The following is an 18,280-nucleotide window of genomic DNA, read 5'->3' as shown; positions in this document are numbered from 1 at the left end:
TTCTCAAATCAAAATTCATTGCAGCCACGGACGGCTAATTGCTTTAGGTATTTTTATGAAGATAAAAACTTCCCTGCTTTTACTTTCTGTCCTCTCCACTTCCGTTTCAGCAAGTGCTATTCATTTATCCCCAGAACTAAAGATTGGTTCTTATCATGGATTTGGAGTACAGGCGGGTATTACTGATGTGGCCAGTTTAGGTGCCGTTTACCTAAGCTACTCTCATATTTGGTATGAAAGCGATCGATATGATGAAACGGTTGATGCGTATCGCGTTGGTATCCAAAACATGTTTGGAAGAAACCAAATCCACGGCTTTCAGGCTGAGATTGGTGTGGCAAGTTATGACGGTACAAAAACGCGCTCAGGCGAAGTAGAAGAGAAAACAACACATGGTATAAGCCTAGGTGGTGCCTACGTTTACCAAGCGACACCAATGCTTGGATTACGTGCTGGTGTTGATATGAATATTTTTGATCACAACAAAACCTTTGTGCCTTACGACACAACGGTCAATTTCAATCTTGGTGCCATTATTAGCTTCTAAAGATAAGCTCTATTTTAGTGCGTCATCAAGGCTTTGATCGCCTAAGTGACGTACATCTTTACCCTTCACAAAATAGATAATGTATTCGCAGATATTTTGGCAGCGGTCTCCCACTCGCTCAATCGCACGCGCTGACCACATCACCTGCAAAATATTAGGAATGTTCTTAGGGTCTTCCATCATATAGGTCATTAACTGACGAATAACGGCCTCGTACTCCGCATCCAACTTATCATCAAGCTTGTGAACTTCTGCTGCCGCATCAACATCCATACGAGCAAAAGCATCTAATACTTGGTGAAGCATGGTGATTGCCTGACGGCAAAGAGGCTCTAACGAAACATGGAATTTCTGCTCTTTGGTCGAAGGGATCTCAATAGCACCTTGCGCAATTTTAGAAGCAACATCGCCAATACGTTCTAGATCGGTAATCGTTTTGATGATCGCCATAATCAAACGCAGATCCTTCGCTGTCGGCTGACGTTTTGCAATGATTCGAGTACAAGCCTCATCAATCGACACTTCCATCGCATTCACTTTATGGTCATCACGAATCACTTTTTTAGCCAGTTCAACATCGTCTTTATGAAGCGCCTGCATTGCAAACGAGAGTTGCTGCTCCACTAACCCGCCCATGGTCAATACATGAGTACGGATCGATTCTAACTCGACATTGAATTGCCCTGAAATGTGGCGACCGAAATGCATACTTGCTCCTTGAAAGAAATGAAGAAAGCCATTTTTGTAGAGTGACTTAGCTCTAGATGACACCTTTGCAGAGGTTAGCCATATCTACCAGTAATGTAGTCTTCCGTCTGGTTTTTCAATGGAGACGTAAAAATTGAGTCCGTATCTGAGTACTCGACCAATTTTCCCATATGAATAAAGGCAGTATGGTCACTTACGCGCGCGGCTTGTTGCATGTTGTGGGTAACAATCACCACTGTGTATTGGGTTTTGAGATCGTTGATCAGCTCTTCAATCGTCAAAGTAGAAATAGGATCCAGTGCCGATGTCGGCTCATCTAACAACAGCACTTCAGGTTCAATCGCAACCGCACGAGCGATAACCAAACGCTGCTGTTGGCCGCCAGATAAACCAAAAGCATTCTCATGCAACCGATCTTTCACTTCATCCCATAGCGCAGCAGCGCGCAGAGAGCGTTCAACCGCATCATCAAGATCTCGGCTGTTGCTAACGCCTTGTAGCCTCAAGCCATAAACCACATTCTCATAGATAGATTTAGGAAAAGGATTGGGACGCTGGAATACCATACCAACACGACGTCGTAAGGTCGCGACATCCACCTTAGGGTGATAGACGTTCTTACCATGAAGCTTCACTTTCCCGGAAACCTTACAGCCTTCAACAAGATCGTTCATGCGATTAATGCAGCGCAGCAGAGTCGACTTACCACAGCCAGAAGGGCCGATAAACGCCGTCACCTGCCCCTTCGGGATCTGCATCGAGATATCATCAAGTGCTTGGCTCTCTTTATAGTAAAGATTTAGCCCTTCAATCGAGATAGCAATTTGCTCATCCTTCAGGTTGTGAACATCAAGTGGTGCTTGGTAACCCAAGGTTTCATTAATCGAGAACATCTAATCTTGTCCTAAGGTTCGGTATTTTTCACGCAAGTTATTACGGATATTGATGGCTGTTAAATTCAACCCAACAATCACCGTAACCAATAAAAATGAAGTCGCATACACTAAAGGTCGTGCCGCTTCGATATTAGAGGTTTGAAAACCAACATCATAGATATGAAAGCCTAAGTGCATGAACTTTCTCTCTAAGTGTAGATATGGGAACTGACCATCTACAGGCAGGCTTGATGCTAGCTTCACAACCCCTACCAGCATTAATGGAGCCACTTCCCCCGCAGCTCTCGCGATGGCCAATATCAACCCCGTGATAATCGCAGGGCTTGCCATCGGTAAAACAATACGCCAAAGGGTCTCAAACTGAGTAGCACCAAGCGCCAATGAACCATGCCTCACCGAGCTAGGGATACGCGTTAAGCCCTCTTCCGTTGTTACAATAACAACGGGCAATGTTAATACCGCCAAGGTCAATGCTGACCATAAAAGACCTGGAGTACCAAATGTCGGTGCTGGCAATCGCTCTGCATAAAACAAAGAATCGATAGAACCACCGATGGTATAAACGAAGAAACCTAAGCCGAATACGCCATACACAATCGACGGTACACCCGCTAAGTTAATTACAGCAATACGGATCAAACGTGTCAGTGCGTTGTTTTTTGCATATTCATGGAGATAAATAGCAGCAACGACACCAAGTGGCATCACTACGATCGACATGAGAATAACCAGCAACACAGTGCCGAAGATCGCAGGAAACACCCCACCTTCAGAGTTTGAGTCTCGTGGATTCTCTGATAAGAACTTCCAAACTTGCTTGCCCCAATGCCCAACTTTTTCTGGATAGGACATCTTGTTGGGATACCAATAATCAAGAATATGACTGAGCGGTATTTCAACTCGTTCACCTGTCATATCTTCCACCAGCAAGCTTTCCACGTTCAGCTGTGTTCTGAGGTGCTCTAGCTTTACTTCCGCTTCATCAAGTTGGCTGTTTAATTTCAGCTTAGTTTGAGTATAAGTTTTAAGGTATTCATCACTCACTGACTCATTGAGTTCAAGCTTACGCTTTTCTAAACGCAAGTTTTCCAACTGCCAACTGATATTGCGTATTTCTTGGTTCACAACACGTGACGTTTCTTCTCTTAACGTGTCTGCAAACGCCAAACCATCCTCAAGTTTCTGGTCGATATTAGTTTGATAAGAACCCGAAGCTGTTTTAAACCCTACCGGCTTACCAAAGAAATACCCCCCACGGCTTCGCTCGATCACCGCCCATTCAGACGGTGTTGTTGGCTCACGTAAGTTAACATCCAAAATTGAAACAAAATCGGCTGGGTAAAGCTCTCTGTTTGCAACTTTGATACTTAAGCGTTGGATTAGCCCGGTCGACAAGTTTTGAGGTGACAAGAGGTCGTGGGCTTGAGGCACTTGCTCTATCGGGATGTATTTACGTTCATATAACTGACCAATCAATACATCTTGCTTTGATACCGTTTCGTCAAGATCGACCACTAACGACAAGTCTTTGGAGTCGACTTGCCATTGATACAAAGGAGCAGGCCAAAAATAGGTTAAACCCTTCCAGCCAATCAACAGCATTAGGCCAAGAACAGAAAGCATACTGATGCTCACCGCACCGCCCGTAAGCCAAATCCACGGAGAGCCTGATTTAATCCAAGACAATAATGACTTCAGTTTATTCATCATGGACGACCTTGCTCTGACGTGCTGAACCCAAGAAAGAGCCAAGTTCGTGAGATACGCTAATCAAACAACTAACAGCCATTGATAGAGATTGAGGTGAACCTTTAAAACTACAGCGCACGATATTTATCTCTCAGTCTTTGTCTAACCCACTCTGCGACTGAGTTCACCGCGAACGTGAAAATGAACAGCAAGAGTGCAGCTAAGAACAACAAACGGAAGTGAGAACCACCTACCTCGGATTCTGGCAGTTCGACAGCAATCGTTGCCGATAGCGTCCTCATCCCTTCCAAAATATTCCAATCGAGAATTGGGGTGTTACCTGTCGCCATCAAGACAATCATGGTTTCGCCCACCGCTCTACCTAGTCCCATCATGACCGCTGAAAAGATACCTGGGCTAGCCGTCAATAACACCACATAGATAAGTGTCTGCCACGCCGTCGCTCCCAAAGCCAGTGAGCCATCGGATAAATGTTTTGGCACAGAGAAAATAGCGTCTTCTGCAATCGTGAAAATGGTAGGGATGACAGCGAAGCCCATAGCGAAACCAACCACCAGCGCATTACGTTGATCAAAGTCGATGCCATAGCTAGCTAAGAAGGTACGAATATCACCGTCAAACAACAAGGCTTCAATGCTGTTTCCACCAGCAAATACAGCGACCACGGTAATCATCAATACCGGAATCAATATCAAGGCGTGCCAACCATTAGCGAAGCGGCTCGTCACCATCTTCGGCAAACAGTACCAAACAAGTCCAGTCAACAATGTGCTCAGTGGTAACAACACCATTAATGAGAAGACTGCCGTTAGATGCGTTTCGACAATTGGAGCAAACCAAAGCCCAGCCAAGAACCCTATGATAACGGTCGGAAGAGCTTCCATCAGTTCTATCGACGGCTTCACGACTCTTCGCATTCTTGGAGACATAAAGTATGCGGTGTAAATGGCTCCGAGCACAGCAACTGGCACGGCAAACATCATCGCAAACAGAGCGGCCTTGATGGTACCAAACGTGATAGGGACTAAACTGAATTTTTCTTCAAAGTCATCGTTCGCCGACGTTGATTGCCAAACGTATTGCGGCTCTGGGTAGCTTTCGTACCAGACTTTTTGCCAAAGCGATGAGAATGATATTTGCGGATATTCGTTATCGACCTTAGCCACACTGATGGTGCCATCAATCAGCGTCGCCAGATGCAGTTCGTTGGCAGACATAGCCGCTAATTGTGGTGACTTATCAAATGCGCGCTCGAACAGCGACAGCTTTTCACTGGTCGTATAGTGGCTTTGTAATGTGCCGTTCTTATAGAAACTATAAAAACCTTTTCTATAAGTATCGGGCAGAATAAATTGCACTTGTTCAGCAAGTTGGAAGTCTCGAATATGGGTCAGGCTACGCTTTTCATCTTTGAGTACATCAAACCACTGAGAAACCTGTCCGTCCTCATGCGTAACCAACAGTGAATAAGCTCCAGACAGTAAATCGATACTTTTCACCGAGTGCTTTGCATCATTCAAGCTAAGATCAATCACTTCACGAACATTGAAGCCGCTATCTGATAGCTTTAATATCACTAAATCCGATTGTGCTCGGAGATATAAGGTTTGGCCATCAGGCGTGACTAACAACTGTTGTTGTAAACCCAACTTATCCGACAACCATTGTCTCTTCTGAAAAACATACTGACCCGTAACATCACTTTGGTACCACTTCACTAAGACTCGTTGGTCACTTAGCTGAGCTGCAACCGTGATACCACGTCCATTCTTAGAGAACGCGAATTTTTCGATTGTCGTCCCATTTGACGATTCATCATTTAAAAATGGTTCAGGGAGATCGATTTGCTCAATTTTAGGATCGGCTTCACTGCCCTTTTGCAGCACAGGCGCACTATACTCAGGATAGAAAAAAGTAAGGTTGCTTGCACTATCGGCAAAGGCAAACCAGTTTTCTGATGGGGTATTTCGAGAGAAGGCAACAGGATTGGCTAAAACATTTCGCTCAAAGTAAGAGTGTGTATTTTGAGACTCTAAATCCCAAAACTGCACCAAGCCAGATTTTTCGATAGTAAATGCATGCTGACCGTATTCATCAACAGATAAGGCGATAGGCTTTTCTACAGCAACGGTCTTTACGGCTTGGTCTGTCTCTAAACCAGTATCAGAAAACACCGGTAAAATGACCATCGCCAAGTAAACAAAGATCAATACCAGAGCAGCTAGAACGCTGACGGCACCACATGTCACTGAAAAACGGACGAGACGATCTTTCAACCATCTTTTTTTGTCACGCTCTTTCAATGAAAATTGGGCTGAAGCCATCTGTTTATCTACCTTTTTTTAGCTACTGACATAATATGTACGTTAGATGACAATTATATTACAAGTTGCGTTAAACAACTGAAACTAATAACAAGTTTGTTGACCATATTTCTTAAAGTAAGATCATAGATTTTGTGAATTTTGTCATTCTAAATTAAAGTAATCAGCTCTATAACCAGCACTCAAGGATTATCATCTCGATGGAAAAAGACTATGTCACAAAAGAACTTAGCTGGTTATCCTTCAACGAAAGAGTGCTCCAAGAAGCAGCCGACAAGTCAGTTCCCTTAATCGAAAGAGTTCGTTTTTTAGGTATTTACTCAAAAAACCTCGATGAGTTTTACAAAGTCCGATTTGCTGACGTGAAACGAAAGATCTTACTTCAAGATCCTCAGTTACCTGCCGACCCGCAGAAAACATTACTCACTCAAATGCAGAGCAAAGCAAGTAAGCTCGATGCTCGATTCCACGAGTTGTATAACGACCTATTGTTGGAACTGGCGCGCAATCGTATTTTTTTGGTCAACGAACAGCAAATCAGCGAAGAGCAAAGTGAGTGGATCAAAAAGTACTTTAAGAAAAAAGTGCTGCCACATTTAACTCCGTTTCTCTTGAACGAAGATCGCCAGTTACTCAATATTATGAAAGACGAGCAAAGTTACTTAGCCATCGACATCGAGCGTGAGGCATCTTCTCAATACGTATTACTCGAAATCCCATCAGAAGCACTCCCTCGATTTGTTAAGTTACCAGACACCTCAGGTTCTCAGCGTACTACTTTGATCTTATTAGATAATATAGTTCGATTTTGTTTAGATGACTTACTTAAAGGTTTCTTTGAGTATGACTCAGTGCGTAGCTTTGCTATAAAAATGACTCGCGACGCCGATTATGACCTTCAAGAGAACAATGAAAGCAGCCTATTAGAATCGATGTCTTTAGGTTTAGAACAGCGCTTAACGGCACTACCGATACGCCTTATCTATGAGTCAGAAATGCCAGCTGAAATGCTCAGTTTCTTACAAGTCAGACTAAAACTATCTGACTACGACAGTGTTATCGCCGGAGGTCGCTACCACAACTTCAAACATTTCTCTGAGTTCCCAAGCCTTAACCGACGTGATTTAGTTAATCGCCCGTTACCCGCGATTAAGTGCGCGCATTTTAGCCACCATCCAAACTATTTTGAAGCGATCAAAGCTCGTGACATCTTGTTGCATTACCCTTATCACACCTTTAATCACATCACTGAGCTCGTGAGGCAGGCTTCCTTTGACCCGAAAGTAACCTCCATAAAAATAAACGTTTACCGTGTTGCAGAAGGCTCCAAACTCCTTAGCTCAATCATCGATGCGGCACACAATGGAAAAAAGGTCACTGTGGTTGTCGAGCTGCAAGCTCGCTTTGATGAACAAGCCAATATTCAGTGGACAAAGAAACTTCAAGAAGCCGGTATAAAAGTCATCCATGGCATCCCAAGTTTGAAAGTCCACTCCAAACTGCTGCTCATTAAACGGAAAGAAGGCAAGCATACGGCGCATTACGCCCATATTGGCACCGGTAACTTTCATGAAGTAACAGCGCGCGTGTATACCGATTTTTCTCTGCTCACTGCGAATGAAGATTTGACCCAAGAGGTGAGACAAGTCTTTAAATATATTGAAAACCCTTATCAAAAATCACAGTTCAAACAACTGATTGTGTCACCGAAGAATACAAGAAAACGTCTGTATCAGTTGATAGATAATGAAATACAAAACGCGATGGAGAGCAAGCCTGCAAGCATCACTCTAAAACTCAACAATTTGGTCGACCGAGAGATCATTGAGAAGCTCTATCAGGCCAGCCAAGTCAATGTAAAAGTGAGAATGGTCATTCGTGGCATGTGCTCTATTGTCCCTGGCATACCCAACATCAGTGACCATATTGAGATTGTCAGTGTGGTCGATCGTTTCCTCGAACATCCGAGAGTGATGATATTTGGTAACGCTGGAAAGCCGAAAGTCTATATATCTTCTGCTGACTGGATGACACGAAACTTTGATCACCGCATTGAAGTTGCAGCCCCAATTTTAGATCCAAAGATCAAGCAAACCATTCTCGATATCACCGAGCTTCATTTCGATGACAGCAACAAAGCTCGAGTACTAAACCAATCGATGAGCAACCCTTACATACAACCACCAGCAAACCCACTTGATTACCCAACGTCACAACTCTCCACTTACCACTATATTAAACGTATGGAGAAACTTGCTCGCAAGAAATACAAACAAGAGAAGAAATCATGCCGCTAATCGATAACAAACATTCTCGATGTATTGCCGCTATCGACTTGGGTTCGAACAGCTTCCACATGGTAGTTGCCCGAGTATTCGATCAACACCTGCAATTAGTCAGCAGACACAAACAGAAAGTGAGGTTAGGTGATGGATTGGATGAACATAACTTCCTATCCGAAAACGCTATCGAGCGAGGCCTAGAATGCCTCAAGGTGTTCGCAGAACGACTAGCGGATTTTGAACTTGATAATGTCAGAGTGGTTGCGACTCATACCCTAAGAAAAGCCAAAAACGCTAAAGACTTCTTAGAGCAAGCCAAGCCACTGTTTCCTTTTCCAATAGAGATCATTTCCGGCCAAGAAGAAGCTCGAATAATCTATAACGGTGTAGAACACACTCAAACCGCTTCTGAATCTAAATTGGTTATTGATATCGGTGGAGGGAGTACCGAACTCGTCTCCGGACAAGGCTTTACCCCCCTAATTATGCGCAGTTTACCGATGGGATGCGTCAACTTCACTCAACGTTTTTTTGCTGACGGAGGGCTAACTTCACAACACTTCTCAGATGCTTATACCGCAGCTACTCGTCTATTAATGCCATTAATTGAAGAATACAAAAAAGCCACCTGGGAAATCACCTTTGGCTCATCAGGGACAACTAAATCAATAAAAGAGGTGCTCATTGGCTTAGGGTTCATCGATGGTCTCATTACAGCCCAACGCCTGTCTTATTTGAAGAATCACATATGTGAATTTTCATCATCCAAAGCCTTAAATCTTTCAGGCTTAAGTGATGAGAGAAAGCCAGTGTTTGCTGCTGGCGTCACTATTCTTTCAGCAGCTATGGATATGCTAAACATCAATGAATTGCATTTCTCCGATAGTGCCTTAAGAGAAGGGGTGCTTTATGACATGGAAGATCGGTTTAAAGATATTGATGTTCGAACAAGAACCGCCGAAACGCTCGTCTCTCGATACCATGTAGACGTAACTCATGGCAAGAAAGTGAAAGTACTCGCTCTTTCATTGCTGAAACAAGTGCAGCCTCAAGTGACAACTGCGGTCACTAATGAGCTGTATGATCTGCTCGGTTGGGCTGCGTTGCTTCATGAGGTAGGACAAAGCATTGCATTCCAAGGCTATCACCGCCATTCGGCTTATCTGCTTAAGCACACAACAATGCCAGGCTTCAATACTGAGCAGCAACGTCTTATATCAGCATTGGTTCGCTATCAAAGAAAAGCGCTCAAGCTACAAGACTTGCCGGAACTTTCTCTATTTACCCCACAACAAATCACCCTGCTGATTCGTATATTGAGATTCGCTATCTTACTCAACCGTCAGCGAAATCAAGCACTGGCCCCAGACGTGTCGCTAACGATTGAACAACAGGATAGCTGGGAATTGAAAGGATCTAAAAGCGATTGGTTGGGTCAAAACCAACTGCTTGACTATGAACTCAGAGAAGAGCAACAACGTTGGAAAAATGCAGGATGGTCGTTGAAGTTAAAATAACGAACAGTCAAAATAAAAACAGCCTGCGACATCGCAAGCTGTTCATACGTTTCTTTTCTAAGTTTATCTTAGCCTGAATTAGAGCCTCAGTCAGAGCCCGACTTTTGCCAATTCTTGCTCTGCAAACTCAGACGGTATTGCCAAGTAACCATCTTTTTCCACCAACTCTTGCCCTTGTTTTGAAAAAACAAAAGTAAGGAACTCTCTCTCAACAGGAGAAAGCGGTTTATCTGGATGTTTGTTCACGTATACATAAAGAAAGCGTGATAGAGGGTAATCACCACTCAAGATATTCGCTCGGGTCGGTTCTACATAATCAGAACCATACTCAGCAATAGGAATTAGCTTAACGCCAGCTACACGATAGCCAATACCTGAGTAACCTATCCCACTGATTGATGAAGCGACCGACTGTACAACTGATGCGGAGCCTGGCTGCTCATTAACTCGGTTCTTAAAGTCACCACCGCATAATGCGTTTTGTTTAAAATAACCGTAGGTTCCCGAAACTGAATTACGTCCAAACAGCTGGAATCTATGTTTTGCCCATGCTTGGTTTACGCCTAGATCTTGCCAATCGTTCAGCGGTTTCGTCGCACCACAGCGTAATGTTTCTGAAAAGACACCATCCATCTGGCGAAAATTGAGCCCCTCAATAGGGTTATCTCGGTGCACAAAAAGACCGATCGCATCAATGGCAACTCGCAGTGCTGTCGGCTTATAACCATGTTCTCTTTCAAACGCTTCAATTTCTCGCAAGCGCATAGGACGGCTCATAGGCCCTAGATGTGCTGTCCCTTCAGTCAATGCAGGAGGTGCAGTAGAAGAACCTGATGCTTGGACTTGAGCATTCACGTTCGGGTAGTAAGATTTAAACTCCTCTACCCATAACGTCGTCATGCCTGCTAAGGTATCCGAACCTACCGATAATAAGCTCCCAGAAATGCCCGGAACCTTAGAATAATCAGGAAGAGAATCGACACCTTGTTCGGCATTAACAGGGTTGGCCAAAGTTAACGCTAATAATGAGCAGACTGGCAAACGCATCCTGCGTGTCAAACAATTCATGACACTGTCAGTCGGTTTGGTAATGTGAAATGGAATCGACTACCAACACCCACTTCACTTTGAATTTCTAAATGTGAGTCATGGTGACTAAGCGCATGCTTCACAATCGCCAATCCAAGACCACTACCGCCCGTGTCTCGTGAACGCGCTTTATCAACTCGATAGAAGCGCTCGGTAAGTCGATGCAAGTGTTGTGGTTCGATACCGTCTCCAGTGTCTGACACATCCAAACACGCGCCTTGACTGGTTTGATACCAACGAACCTTTACGGTCGCACCAGGCGGCGTGTATTTCACTGCATTGTAAACCAGGTTCGATATCGCACTTCTTAACTGATCTTCATCCGCTAATACGCGTAAGCTCTTATCAATATCAAATTCCAGCTTGTGTTCTCGCTCTCCACTGAGGCTAGCGGCTTCTTTTTCAAGAACCTCCAACATCGCCGGAACGTTCACCACTTCATCCAATTCATGCATTGGCGCCGCTTCAATTTTTGAAAGTGTTAATAGCTGGTTCACCAGACTGTTCATGCGATTCAATTGCTCGGTCATCACACCATGAGCCTTAGGCCACATAGGCCCAACGATCATGTCTGGATCTTCCGTCATTTCAAGGTAGCCCTGAAGTACGGTCATTGGAGTACGTAGCTCGTGAGAAACGTTAGCAAAGAAGTTACGACGCATGCCTTCTAGCTGTTTTAACTGAGTAACATCACGTACCACCATTAGGTGTTCACCCTCGGTATACGGCACGATACGAAGCTCAAGCATGCGCTCCACGTTAAGTGGCGAAGGCATCTCTAACGGTTCTGAAAAGTCTTGTTTATTAAGATACTTGATGAAGTCCGGCGTGCGGATTAAGTTAGAAATCGGTTGACCTGAATCGTCTGGCCAGCGAAACCCAAGTAAGTACTGAGCTAGCTTGTTACACCAAACGATATTGCCTTCACCACGAAATACCACAACGGCATCGGGAAGAGATTCTGCACCATTTCTGAAACGACGGATTAGGTTGGTCAGCTCTTTACGTTTGCGACGCTGTCTCTGTTGCATTCGATAAATACCGTTGAACAGAGACTCCCAATTCCCAGAACCTGATGGTGGCGTTAGACGCTTCTCATCCCACAACCATGCGGACAAACGCATTTGATTATGTAAATGCCAGCCGAGCTGCAATACCGTAGCAGCCAGCAGTAACCAAGGTAGGTAGCCGAATATCCAACCGACTAAAACCCAAGGTGCGTAAAAAAAAGCCAGCTCCCAAGCCAGCTTTTTCCAGGTTAACTTTTCAACCATTCAGGACTCCGTAAACTGAGTAGCGAAGCCACACTAAGCCTTTGTAGAAAAACGGTAGCCCGCGCCGCGAACCGTTTGGATTAACTTGTCGTGACCTGCAGATTCAAGTGCTTTACGCAGGCGTCGAATATGTACGTCAACGGTACGGTCTTCAACGTAAACGTTGGTGCCCCAAACGTTATTCAGTAGCTGCTCACGGCTGTACACACGCTCTTGGTGCGTCATAAAGAAGTGCAACATTTTGAACTCTGTTGGTCCCATATCAACTGGACCTTCACTAGCGGTAACGCGGTGAGATACAGGGTCTAACTTAAGACCTTGCACATCAATCACGTCTTCCAGTGCAGTAGGCGTTACACGGCGAATAACCGCTTTTAAGCGAGCGACAAGCTCTTTTGGTGAAAATGGTTTAGTGATGTAGTCATCAGCGCCCACTTCTAAACCACGAACCTTATCTTCTTCTTCGCCACGAGCCGTCAGCATCACCACTGGGATGTTGCGAGTTAACTCTTCACGCTTCATGTGCTTGATAAAGTTTATCCCGCTACCGCCAGGTAGCATCCAATCTAGTAATACTAGATCTGGGAAAGGTTCACATAGCTTGTTTACCGCTGTATCGTAATCTTCAGCCTCTACTGCTTGGTAGCCTTTTTGTTCAAGGACAAAACACAGCATCTCACGAATAGGTGCTTCATCTTCAACGACCAGAATCCTTCTCGACATAATTGAATAGCCTTTGTATTTAATCAACGCATTGCATTATCTGAGTTAATTATGACACTTTTGTGACCTTTGAAAACAAATTTTCATATAACTGTCTCAAACAATTCACTTTATAACTTTTGATACAGAGCTAGGGACAAATCAACTTAGATCTCATATCATGAGGCACTTCTAAAAAGGTATGAGAAAAATTTATGTGGTTTAAAAATTGCCTAGTCTATCGCTTCAACCGTGATATTGATTTCAATGCAGATCAGCTAGAGAAACAACTTGAAGAGTTCCGTTTTACCCCTTGTGGTAGCCAAGACAAACAGAAGTTTGGCTGGGTAAATGCGATGGGTAGACACGGCGATATGATGACGCACGTATCAGAAAACCGCATTCTAATCTGTGCAAAGAAAGAAGAAAAAATGCTTCCAGCTTCTGTGATCAAAGATTCATTGAATGCAAAAGTAGAAACACTTGAAGCGGAGTCTGGTACTCCTCTGAAAAAGAAAGAGAAAGATAGCCTAAAAGAAGACATCATCATTGATCTTCTTCCTAGAGCTTTCAGCCGTAGTAACTTCACTTACGCGCTGATCATGCCGAAAGAAGGCTTTATTGTGGTTGACGCTAGCAGCTACAAAAAAGCAGAAGACGTATTGGCATTACTACGTAAAACAATGGGTAGCTTGCCAGTAGTGCCTGCTATTCCAGAGCAAGCAATTGAGACAACTCTGACAGAGTGGGTGAAATCAGGTGATACGCCTCAAGGTATTACGATGCTTGATGAAGCCGAGCTTAAATCAATCCAAGAAGACGGCGGTATTGTCCGAGTTAAGAAACAAGAACTAGAAGCTGATGAGATTAAAAACCACATCGAAGCCAACAAAGTTGTAACTAAGCTTCTGATCAACTGGCAAGATCGCATTGAGTTCATCCTTGCTGAAGATGGCAGCATCAAGCGCCTGAAATTTAGTGATGAACTAAAAGACGAAAATGACGATATTCCTCGTGAAGATCAAGCTGCGCGTTTTGATGCAGACTTCTCTCTACTTTGTGGTGAGTTCAGCGTTTTCCTTCCAAACCTATTTGAATCATTGGGCGGGTTAACTCAACCTAACGCTTAATCAGTCAAAATGTAAGCTCAGGTACTAACAGTATCTGAGCTTATTTATCACTAAGTGATCAATTATATCTGCCTCTCTACCCTCTTCTTAATGTCATTGCTATCTTTAGGGCTATCAACCAAACTCGTTTTAGCGTAAAATTTGCGCCCCTTTGATATCACTTGGTGGTATCAACCTGACTTGAGATCAGATTAGAGAACGAAGCAATGACTACACAAAAACCATTTGTACCTGAACTATTATCACCGGCAGGAAGCCTTAAAAACATGCGTTACGCATTCGCCTACGGCGCAGATGCAGTTTACGCAGGCCAGCCACGTTACAGCCTTCGTGTTCGTAACAACGAGTTCAATCACGAAAACCTACAAATCGGTATCGATGAAGCTCATGCTCAAGGCAAAAAGTTATATGTTGTATGTAACATTCAGCCACACAACTCTAAATTAAAAACATTCATTCGCGACCTTAAACCTGTTGTTGAGATGGGCCCTGACGCGCTTATCATGTCAGATCCAGGTCTTATTATGATGGTCCGAGAAGCATTCCCTGAAATGCCAATTCACCTTTCTGTTCAAGCAAACGCAGTAAACTGGGCAACCGTTAAATTCTGGTCAACCCAAGGCGTTGAGCGTGTGATCCTATCTCGTGAACTTTCACTTGAAGAGATCGAAGAGATTCGCGAACACTGCCCAGAAACAGAACTAGAGATCTTTGTTCACGGTGCACTATGCATGGCTTACTCTGGTCGTTGCCTACTTTCTGGTTACATGAACAAACGCGATCCAAACCAAGGTACTTGTACTAACGCTTGTCGTTGGGAATACAAGACAGAAGCTGCAAAAGAAGACGAGAACGGTCAGATCGTTGAAGCTAACCCTACAGGTGTCGCTATTCAAGAAGTCGAAACTCAGGGTATTGAAGTTCAAGACGAACGTCCAGACAACACATTAGGTCTTGGTAAACCAACTGATGAAGTCGTTCTACTTTCTGAATCACACAAACCTGAAGAGAAAATGGCAGCGTTTGAAGATGAGCATGGTACTTACATCATGAACTCAAAAGACCTTCGTGCAATCCAACACGTTGAGCGCCTAACGAAGATGGGTGTTCACTCTCTGAAAATTGAAGGTCGTACTAAGTCTTTCTACTACTGTGCACGTACAGCACAGGTTTACCGTAAAGCTATCGATGATGCTGTTGCAGGTAAGCCATTTGATGAGAGCCTAATGGGTACGCTAGAGAGCCTAGCTCACCGAGGCTACACTGAAGGCTTCCTTCGTCGTCATACTCATGACTCATACCAAAACTACGAGTACGGTTACTCTATTTCTGATACTCAACAGTTTGTTGGTGAGTTCACAGGCAAGCGCCGCGGTGACCTAGCGGAAGTAGAAGTGAAGAACAAGTTCCTAGTCGGCGACAGCTTAGAGATGATGACACCGAAAGGTAACGTTGTTTTCAAACTGGAAGTTATGGAGAACCGTAAATCTCAGCCAGTAGATGACGCAAAAGGTAACGGTCACTTTGTATTTATTCCAGTACCTGCTGATCTTGACCTAGAATTTGGCTTGTTGATGAGAAACTTGAGCGCAGGCCAAGATACACGTAACGCTTCAGGTAAGTAACTTTACTTAGAAACTCTACTGAGAAGAAAGCAATGGCTCTGTTAATAACTGACAAGTGCATAAACTGCGATATGTGTGACCCAGAATGCCCAAATGGCGCAATTACGATGGGCGACAGTATCTTTGAAATCGATCCTGATTTATGTACTGAGTGTAAAGGTCACTATGAGAAGCCAACATGTCAGTCAGTGTGCCCCATTACAAAATGCATAATCACTGACCCAAACCATATTGAATCTGATGACGAGCTACTAGAAAAATTTGTCATTATTCAAGGCTTGACCTAATAAAGAAAAGGTTCAACTTATTATAAGCTGAACCTTTTTTTTAACCTGATTTTCCGATTGGATAAATATTGCAAAAGAGCTCCTTTTCAAATTGATATTCAAGTCTCTCTCGCCAATTTATCGATTGCGCGATGGGAATAAGATAGAAATTTTCCCTACTGGTATCTGTCACAAATGCCATTCCATACTGCATCAACTCATAATGGACATCATTAACAAAACTAGGGTCTAAGCGTTGTCTACCAGTCAGGTGATTAATATCGTCTCTTGAAATAGAAATACCTGAATTTTCTGCACTGAATCTATGTCTTAACCATTCTGAAAATTCCTTTGCACAAATCATAGTCATAGTCTTATCCTTGAATTATCTATCGACGGGTATCAGACTCTGATTTCGCATACTGCATATAAGCCGCATCTTTCACCCCAAAAACACTCAATCCCTGACCAAACCTTGTCAAATTCGCCATCGCCCTTACTGATATCATTATAGGTTTTATTAATATCAAACGATGTTCTTAATCTCGTGTTTATAAACTCTAGACAAAAGTGTGATATTTCTCCAGTTTTAGAGTCAAGAAAACCAGTGGCATTACCACTGTGAGATACCTAGATGAACAGGATTACTTATTCGATATCAAGGCCAAACACTGACTTGGCATCACTTTAACTTTTTTCTTTTTCTTATTTTTCGCTACTTTTTTGGGAGGTGAAACTGGAACAGTCTTTGGAGCCCAACTTGCAAGTTCATCCCCACAGCCATCCCCCTTAGGAGGGCTTGCTTGAGCTATGCAGTTTGAACTGCCTTCAGGACACTTTAGACGAACGTGGAAGTGAGAATGATGTCCCCACCAAGGTCTTATTTTACCTAACCAAGCTCTATCATTAGCATCAGAGTTTTCTTGTTCACAAAGGGTTTGCTTGATTACAGGATGAACAAAAATACGCACTACTTTTTCGTCTTTCGCTGCATAACGAATAACTTGAAAATGATCATCGGTCCAATTCGATTGACGCAATTTGTAGTTGGTAAGATCCACAACGCTCATTGGCTTGGGGACAGCAAGTTCATTCTCAGATAGCCTTTTATTCGTCAACCTTAACCAGATATCAATATCTAATCCAGTTTGGTGACTTGAATGACCCGAAGAAAAGCGCCCTCCTCTAGGAAGAGAAATATCACCGACTAATAAATTAGTATTGAGTTTCTCGCTAGTCGTTCCACCTAACCTTTCAATAAACCTTATAGCTTCTATATGGCCATAATAGCGCCCTCTTTGAGGACGAATGATCTGATATCCCAAACCATTAATAGGCAAAGCCTGCGCACCATCTAGACAGCCATTAGCATAACTTCCAATTGATGAAGGTGAGTTGTTAGTAGGGTGACTCTCTTTCTCCCAAGAAGTTGCTGATAGAGAAAAGGAACAAAAGAATACAAACAGTGCGAAAAAAAACCTCATAATAATCCTAAATTACTGACGCTTACTCATTATATTAGTCGTCATTTAGGATTAGGTGCATATCGTATTTAAGTTTTTGGCGCTAGCCAGTGAATGAGACGGGTTAAAGCTATAAAGTAGGAAAAGAGAAAACAGAAAAATCTCGGTATAGATGAATTTTGAAGCGTAATGAGCTATTTAGACCAGGTTACTTTCTATAATTTATCAAGCTCCAGAAAGCAAAAAGCTCGAGCATTTCTGCCGGGACGCGCAGTCTAGAGCCTTAAATATGGCAGGGGTGGACTGAGCCGGCACCCCGGAGATTCGAACTCCCAACACGCGCTGTTTTGGTAAGTCGGGGAATCCGCTGCTTTGCTAATTGCGTATATTAGATTCAGAAAGCAAAAAGGCTCTAGCATTTCTGCCGGGACGCGCAGTCTAGAGCCTTAAATATGGCAGGGGTGGAGAGATTCGAACTCCCAACACGCGCTGTTTTGGTAAGTCGGGGAATCCGCTGCTTTGCTAATTGCGTATATTAGATTCAGAAAGCAAAAAGGCTCTAGCATTTCTGCTAGAGCCTTAAATATGGCAGGGGTGGAGAGATTCGAACTCCCAACACGCGGATTTGGAATCCGCTGCTCTGCCAATTGGAGCTACACCCCTATTTTCAGTTTTAAAGAGCTGAAACTCTGAATAAGTGGCGGAGTGGACGGGACTCGAACCCGCGACCCCCGGCGTGACAGGCCG

General features: G+C 43.7%; 15 protein-coding genes and 1 tRNA gene. 6 read left to right on the top strand and 10 right to left on the bottom strand.

Annotated elements, in window-relative coordinates:
- Positions 1-55: 55 nt before the first annotated feature.
- Positions 56-547 carry a hypothetical protein gene (locus tag OQJ75_RS10955; protein ID WP_265970964.1) on the top strand — a complete coding sequence of 164 codons (492 nt, stop codon included), beginning with the start codon at positions 56-58 and terminating at the stop codon, positions 545-547.
- A 9-nt stretch (positions 548-556) separates the two neighbouring features.
- Here OQJ75_RS10955 and phoU read toward each other — a convergent pair whose 3' ends face one another.
- The 4 genes from phoU to OQJ75_RS10935 form a co-directional block, all read right to left on the bottom strand.
- Positions 557-1,255 (bottom strand): phosphate signaling complex protein PhoU, encoded by a 699-nt coding sequence (gene phoU, locus OQJ75_RS10950; RefSeq protein WP_009848270.1) that lies wholly within the window; start codon positions 1,253-1,255, stop codon positions 557-559.
- A 74-nt stretch (positions 1,256-1,329) separates the two neighbouring features.
- Entirely contained in the window at positions 1,330-2,148 is an 819-nt protein-coding gene (gene pstB, locus OQJ75_RS10945; protein WP_265970821.1) for a phosphate ABC transporter ATP-binding protein PstB, read from the bottom strand.
- Positions 2,149-3,858, bottom strand: coding sequence for a phosphate ABC transporter permease PstA (gene pstA / locus OQJ75_RS10940; RefSeq protein ID WP_099167097.1), 1,710 nt, complete (start codon positions 3,856-3,858; stop codon positions 2,149-2,151).
- A gap of 110 nt (positions 3,859-3,968) precedes the next feature.
- Positions 3,969-6,185 carry an ABC transporter permease subunit gene (locus tag OQJ75_RS10935; protein ID WP_265970820.1) on the bottom strand — a complete coding sequence of 739 codons (2,217 nt, stop codon included), beginning with the start codon at positions 6,183-6,185 and terminating at the stop codon, positions 3,969-3,971.
- Between the two features lie 200 nt (positions 6,186-6,385).
- On the opposite strand from OQJ75_RS10935, the gene ppk1 reads away from it, so the two are divergent.
- Positions 6,386-8,482, top strand: coding sequence for a polyphosphate kinase 1 (gene ppk1 / locus OQJ75_RS10930; protein WP_265970819.1), 2,097 nt, complete (start codon positions 6,386-6,388; stop codon positions 8,480-8,482).
- A complete protein-coding gene (gene ppx, locus OQJ75_RS10925; protein ID WP_265970818.1) occupies positions 8,473-9,984 on the top strand; it encodes an exopolyphosphatase in 1,512 nt (503 codons plus the stop codon). The genes ppk1 and ppx overlap by 10 nt, the downstream gene beginning before the upstream one ends.
- 90 nt (positions 9,985-10,074) lie before the next feature.
- Here ppx and OQJ75_RS10920 read toward each other — a convergent pair whose 3' ends face one another.
- From OQJ75_RS10920 to phoB, 3 genes are read right to left on the bottom strand one after another with little or no spacing between them, the layout of a single operon-like run.
- Positions 10,075-11,031 (bottom strand): PstS family phosphate ABC transporter substrate-binding protein, encoded by a 957-nt coding sequence (locus OQJ75_RS10920; protein WP_265970963.1) that lies wholly within the window; start codon positions 11,029-11,031, stop codon positions 10,075-10,077.
- A gap of 17 nt (positions 11,032-11,048) precedes the next feature.
- Positions 11,049-12,347, bottom strand: a complete 1,299-nt coding sequence (phoR, locus tag OQJ75_RS10915; RefSeq protein WP_260810077.1) for a phosphate regulon sensor histidine kinase PhoR — start codon at positions 12,345-12,347, stop codon at positions 11,049-11,051.
- A 33-nt stretch (positions 12,348-12,380) separates the two neighbouring features.
- Positions 12,381-13,070 carry a phosphate regulon transcriptional regulator PhoB gene (gene phoB / locus OQJ75_RS10910; RefSeq protein ID WP_004735064.1) on the bottom strand — a complete coding sequence of 230 codons (690 nt, stop codon included), beginning with the start codon at positions 13,068-13,070 and terminating at the stop codon, positions 12,381-12,383.
- 194 nt (positions 13,071-13,264) lie between these two features.
- On the opposite strand from phoB, the gene rdgC reads away from it, so the two are divergent.
- The 3 genes from rdgC (at position 13,265) to OQJ75_RS10895 (ending at position 16,091) form a co-directional block, all read left to right on the top strand.
- The gene (rdgC, locus tag OQJ75_RS10905) at positions 13,265-14,179 is read left to right on the top strand and encodes a recombination-associated protein RdgC (RefSeq protein WP_004735063.1); all 915 of its coding nucleotides are present in this window, start codon (positions 13,265-13,267) and stop codon (positions 14,177-14,179) included.
- Positions 14,180-14,385: 206 nt separating this feature from the next.
- Complete coding sequence (yegQ, locus tag OQJ75_RS10900) at positions 14,386-15,804, top strand: tRNA 5-hydroxyuridine modification protein YegQ (RefSeq protein ID WP_265970815.1); 1,419 nt, start codon at positions 14,386-14,388, stop codon at positions 15,802-15,804.
- A gap of 32 nt (positions 15,805-15,836) precedes the next feature.
- The gene (locus tag OQJ75_RS10895; protein ID WP_248374072.1) at positions 15,837-16,091 is read left to right on the top strand and encodes a YfhL family 4Fe-4S dicluster ferredoxin; all 255 of its coding nucleotides are present in this window, start codon (positions 15,837-15,839) and stop codon (positions 16,089-16,091) included.
- A 40-nt stretch (positions 16,092-16,131) separates the two neighbouring features.
- Here the strand turns inward: OQJ75_RS10895 and OQJ75_RS10890 are convergent, their stop codons facing one another.
- The 3 genes from OQJ75_RS10890 to OQJ75_RS10880 all read right to left on the bottom strand — a co-directional run bounded on the left by OQJ75_RS10890 (position 16,132) and on the right by OQJ75_RS10880 (position 18,196).
- Positions 16,132-16,440, bottom strand: a complete 309-nt coding sequence (locus tag OQJ75_RS10890) for a hypothetical protein (RefSeq protein WP_248374071.1) — start codon at positions 16,438-16,440, stop codon at positions 16,132-16,134.
- 274 nt (positions 16,441-16,714) lie between these two features.
- A complete protein-coding gene (gene mepA, locus OQJ75_RS10885; protein WP_248388184.1) occupies positions 16,715-17,554 on the bottom strand; it encodes a penicillin-insensitive murein endopeptidase in 840 nt (279 codons plus the stop codon).
- 565 nt (positions 17,555-18,119) lie between these two features.
- Positions 18,120-18,196 (bottom strand) — tRNA-Trp (locus OQJ75_RS10880).
- Between the last annotated feature and the right edge of the window lie 84 nt (positions 18,197-18,280).

The organism is Vibrio sp. 14G-20, from assembly GCF_026241515.1.
GTDB lineage: Bacteria > Pseudomonadota > Gammaproteobacteria > Enterobacterales > Vibrionaceae > Vibrio.
Note: the sequence above shows the minus strand (reverse complement) of the source record. Positions and strands in the feature narration are given on the sequence as shown.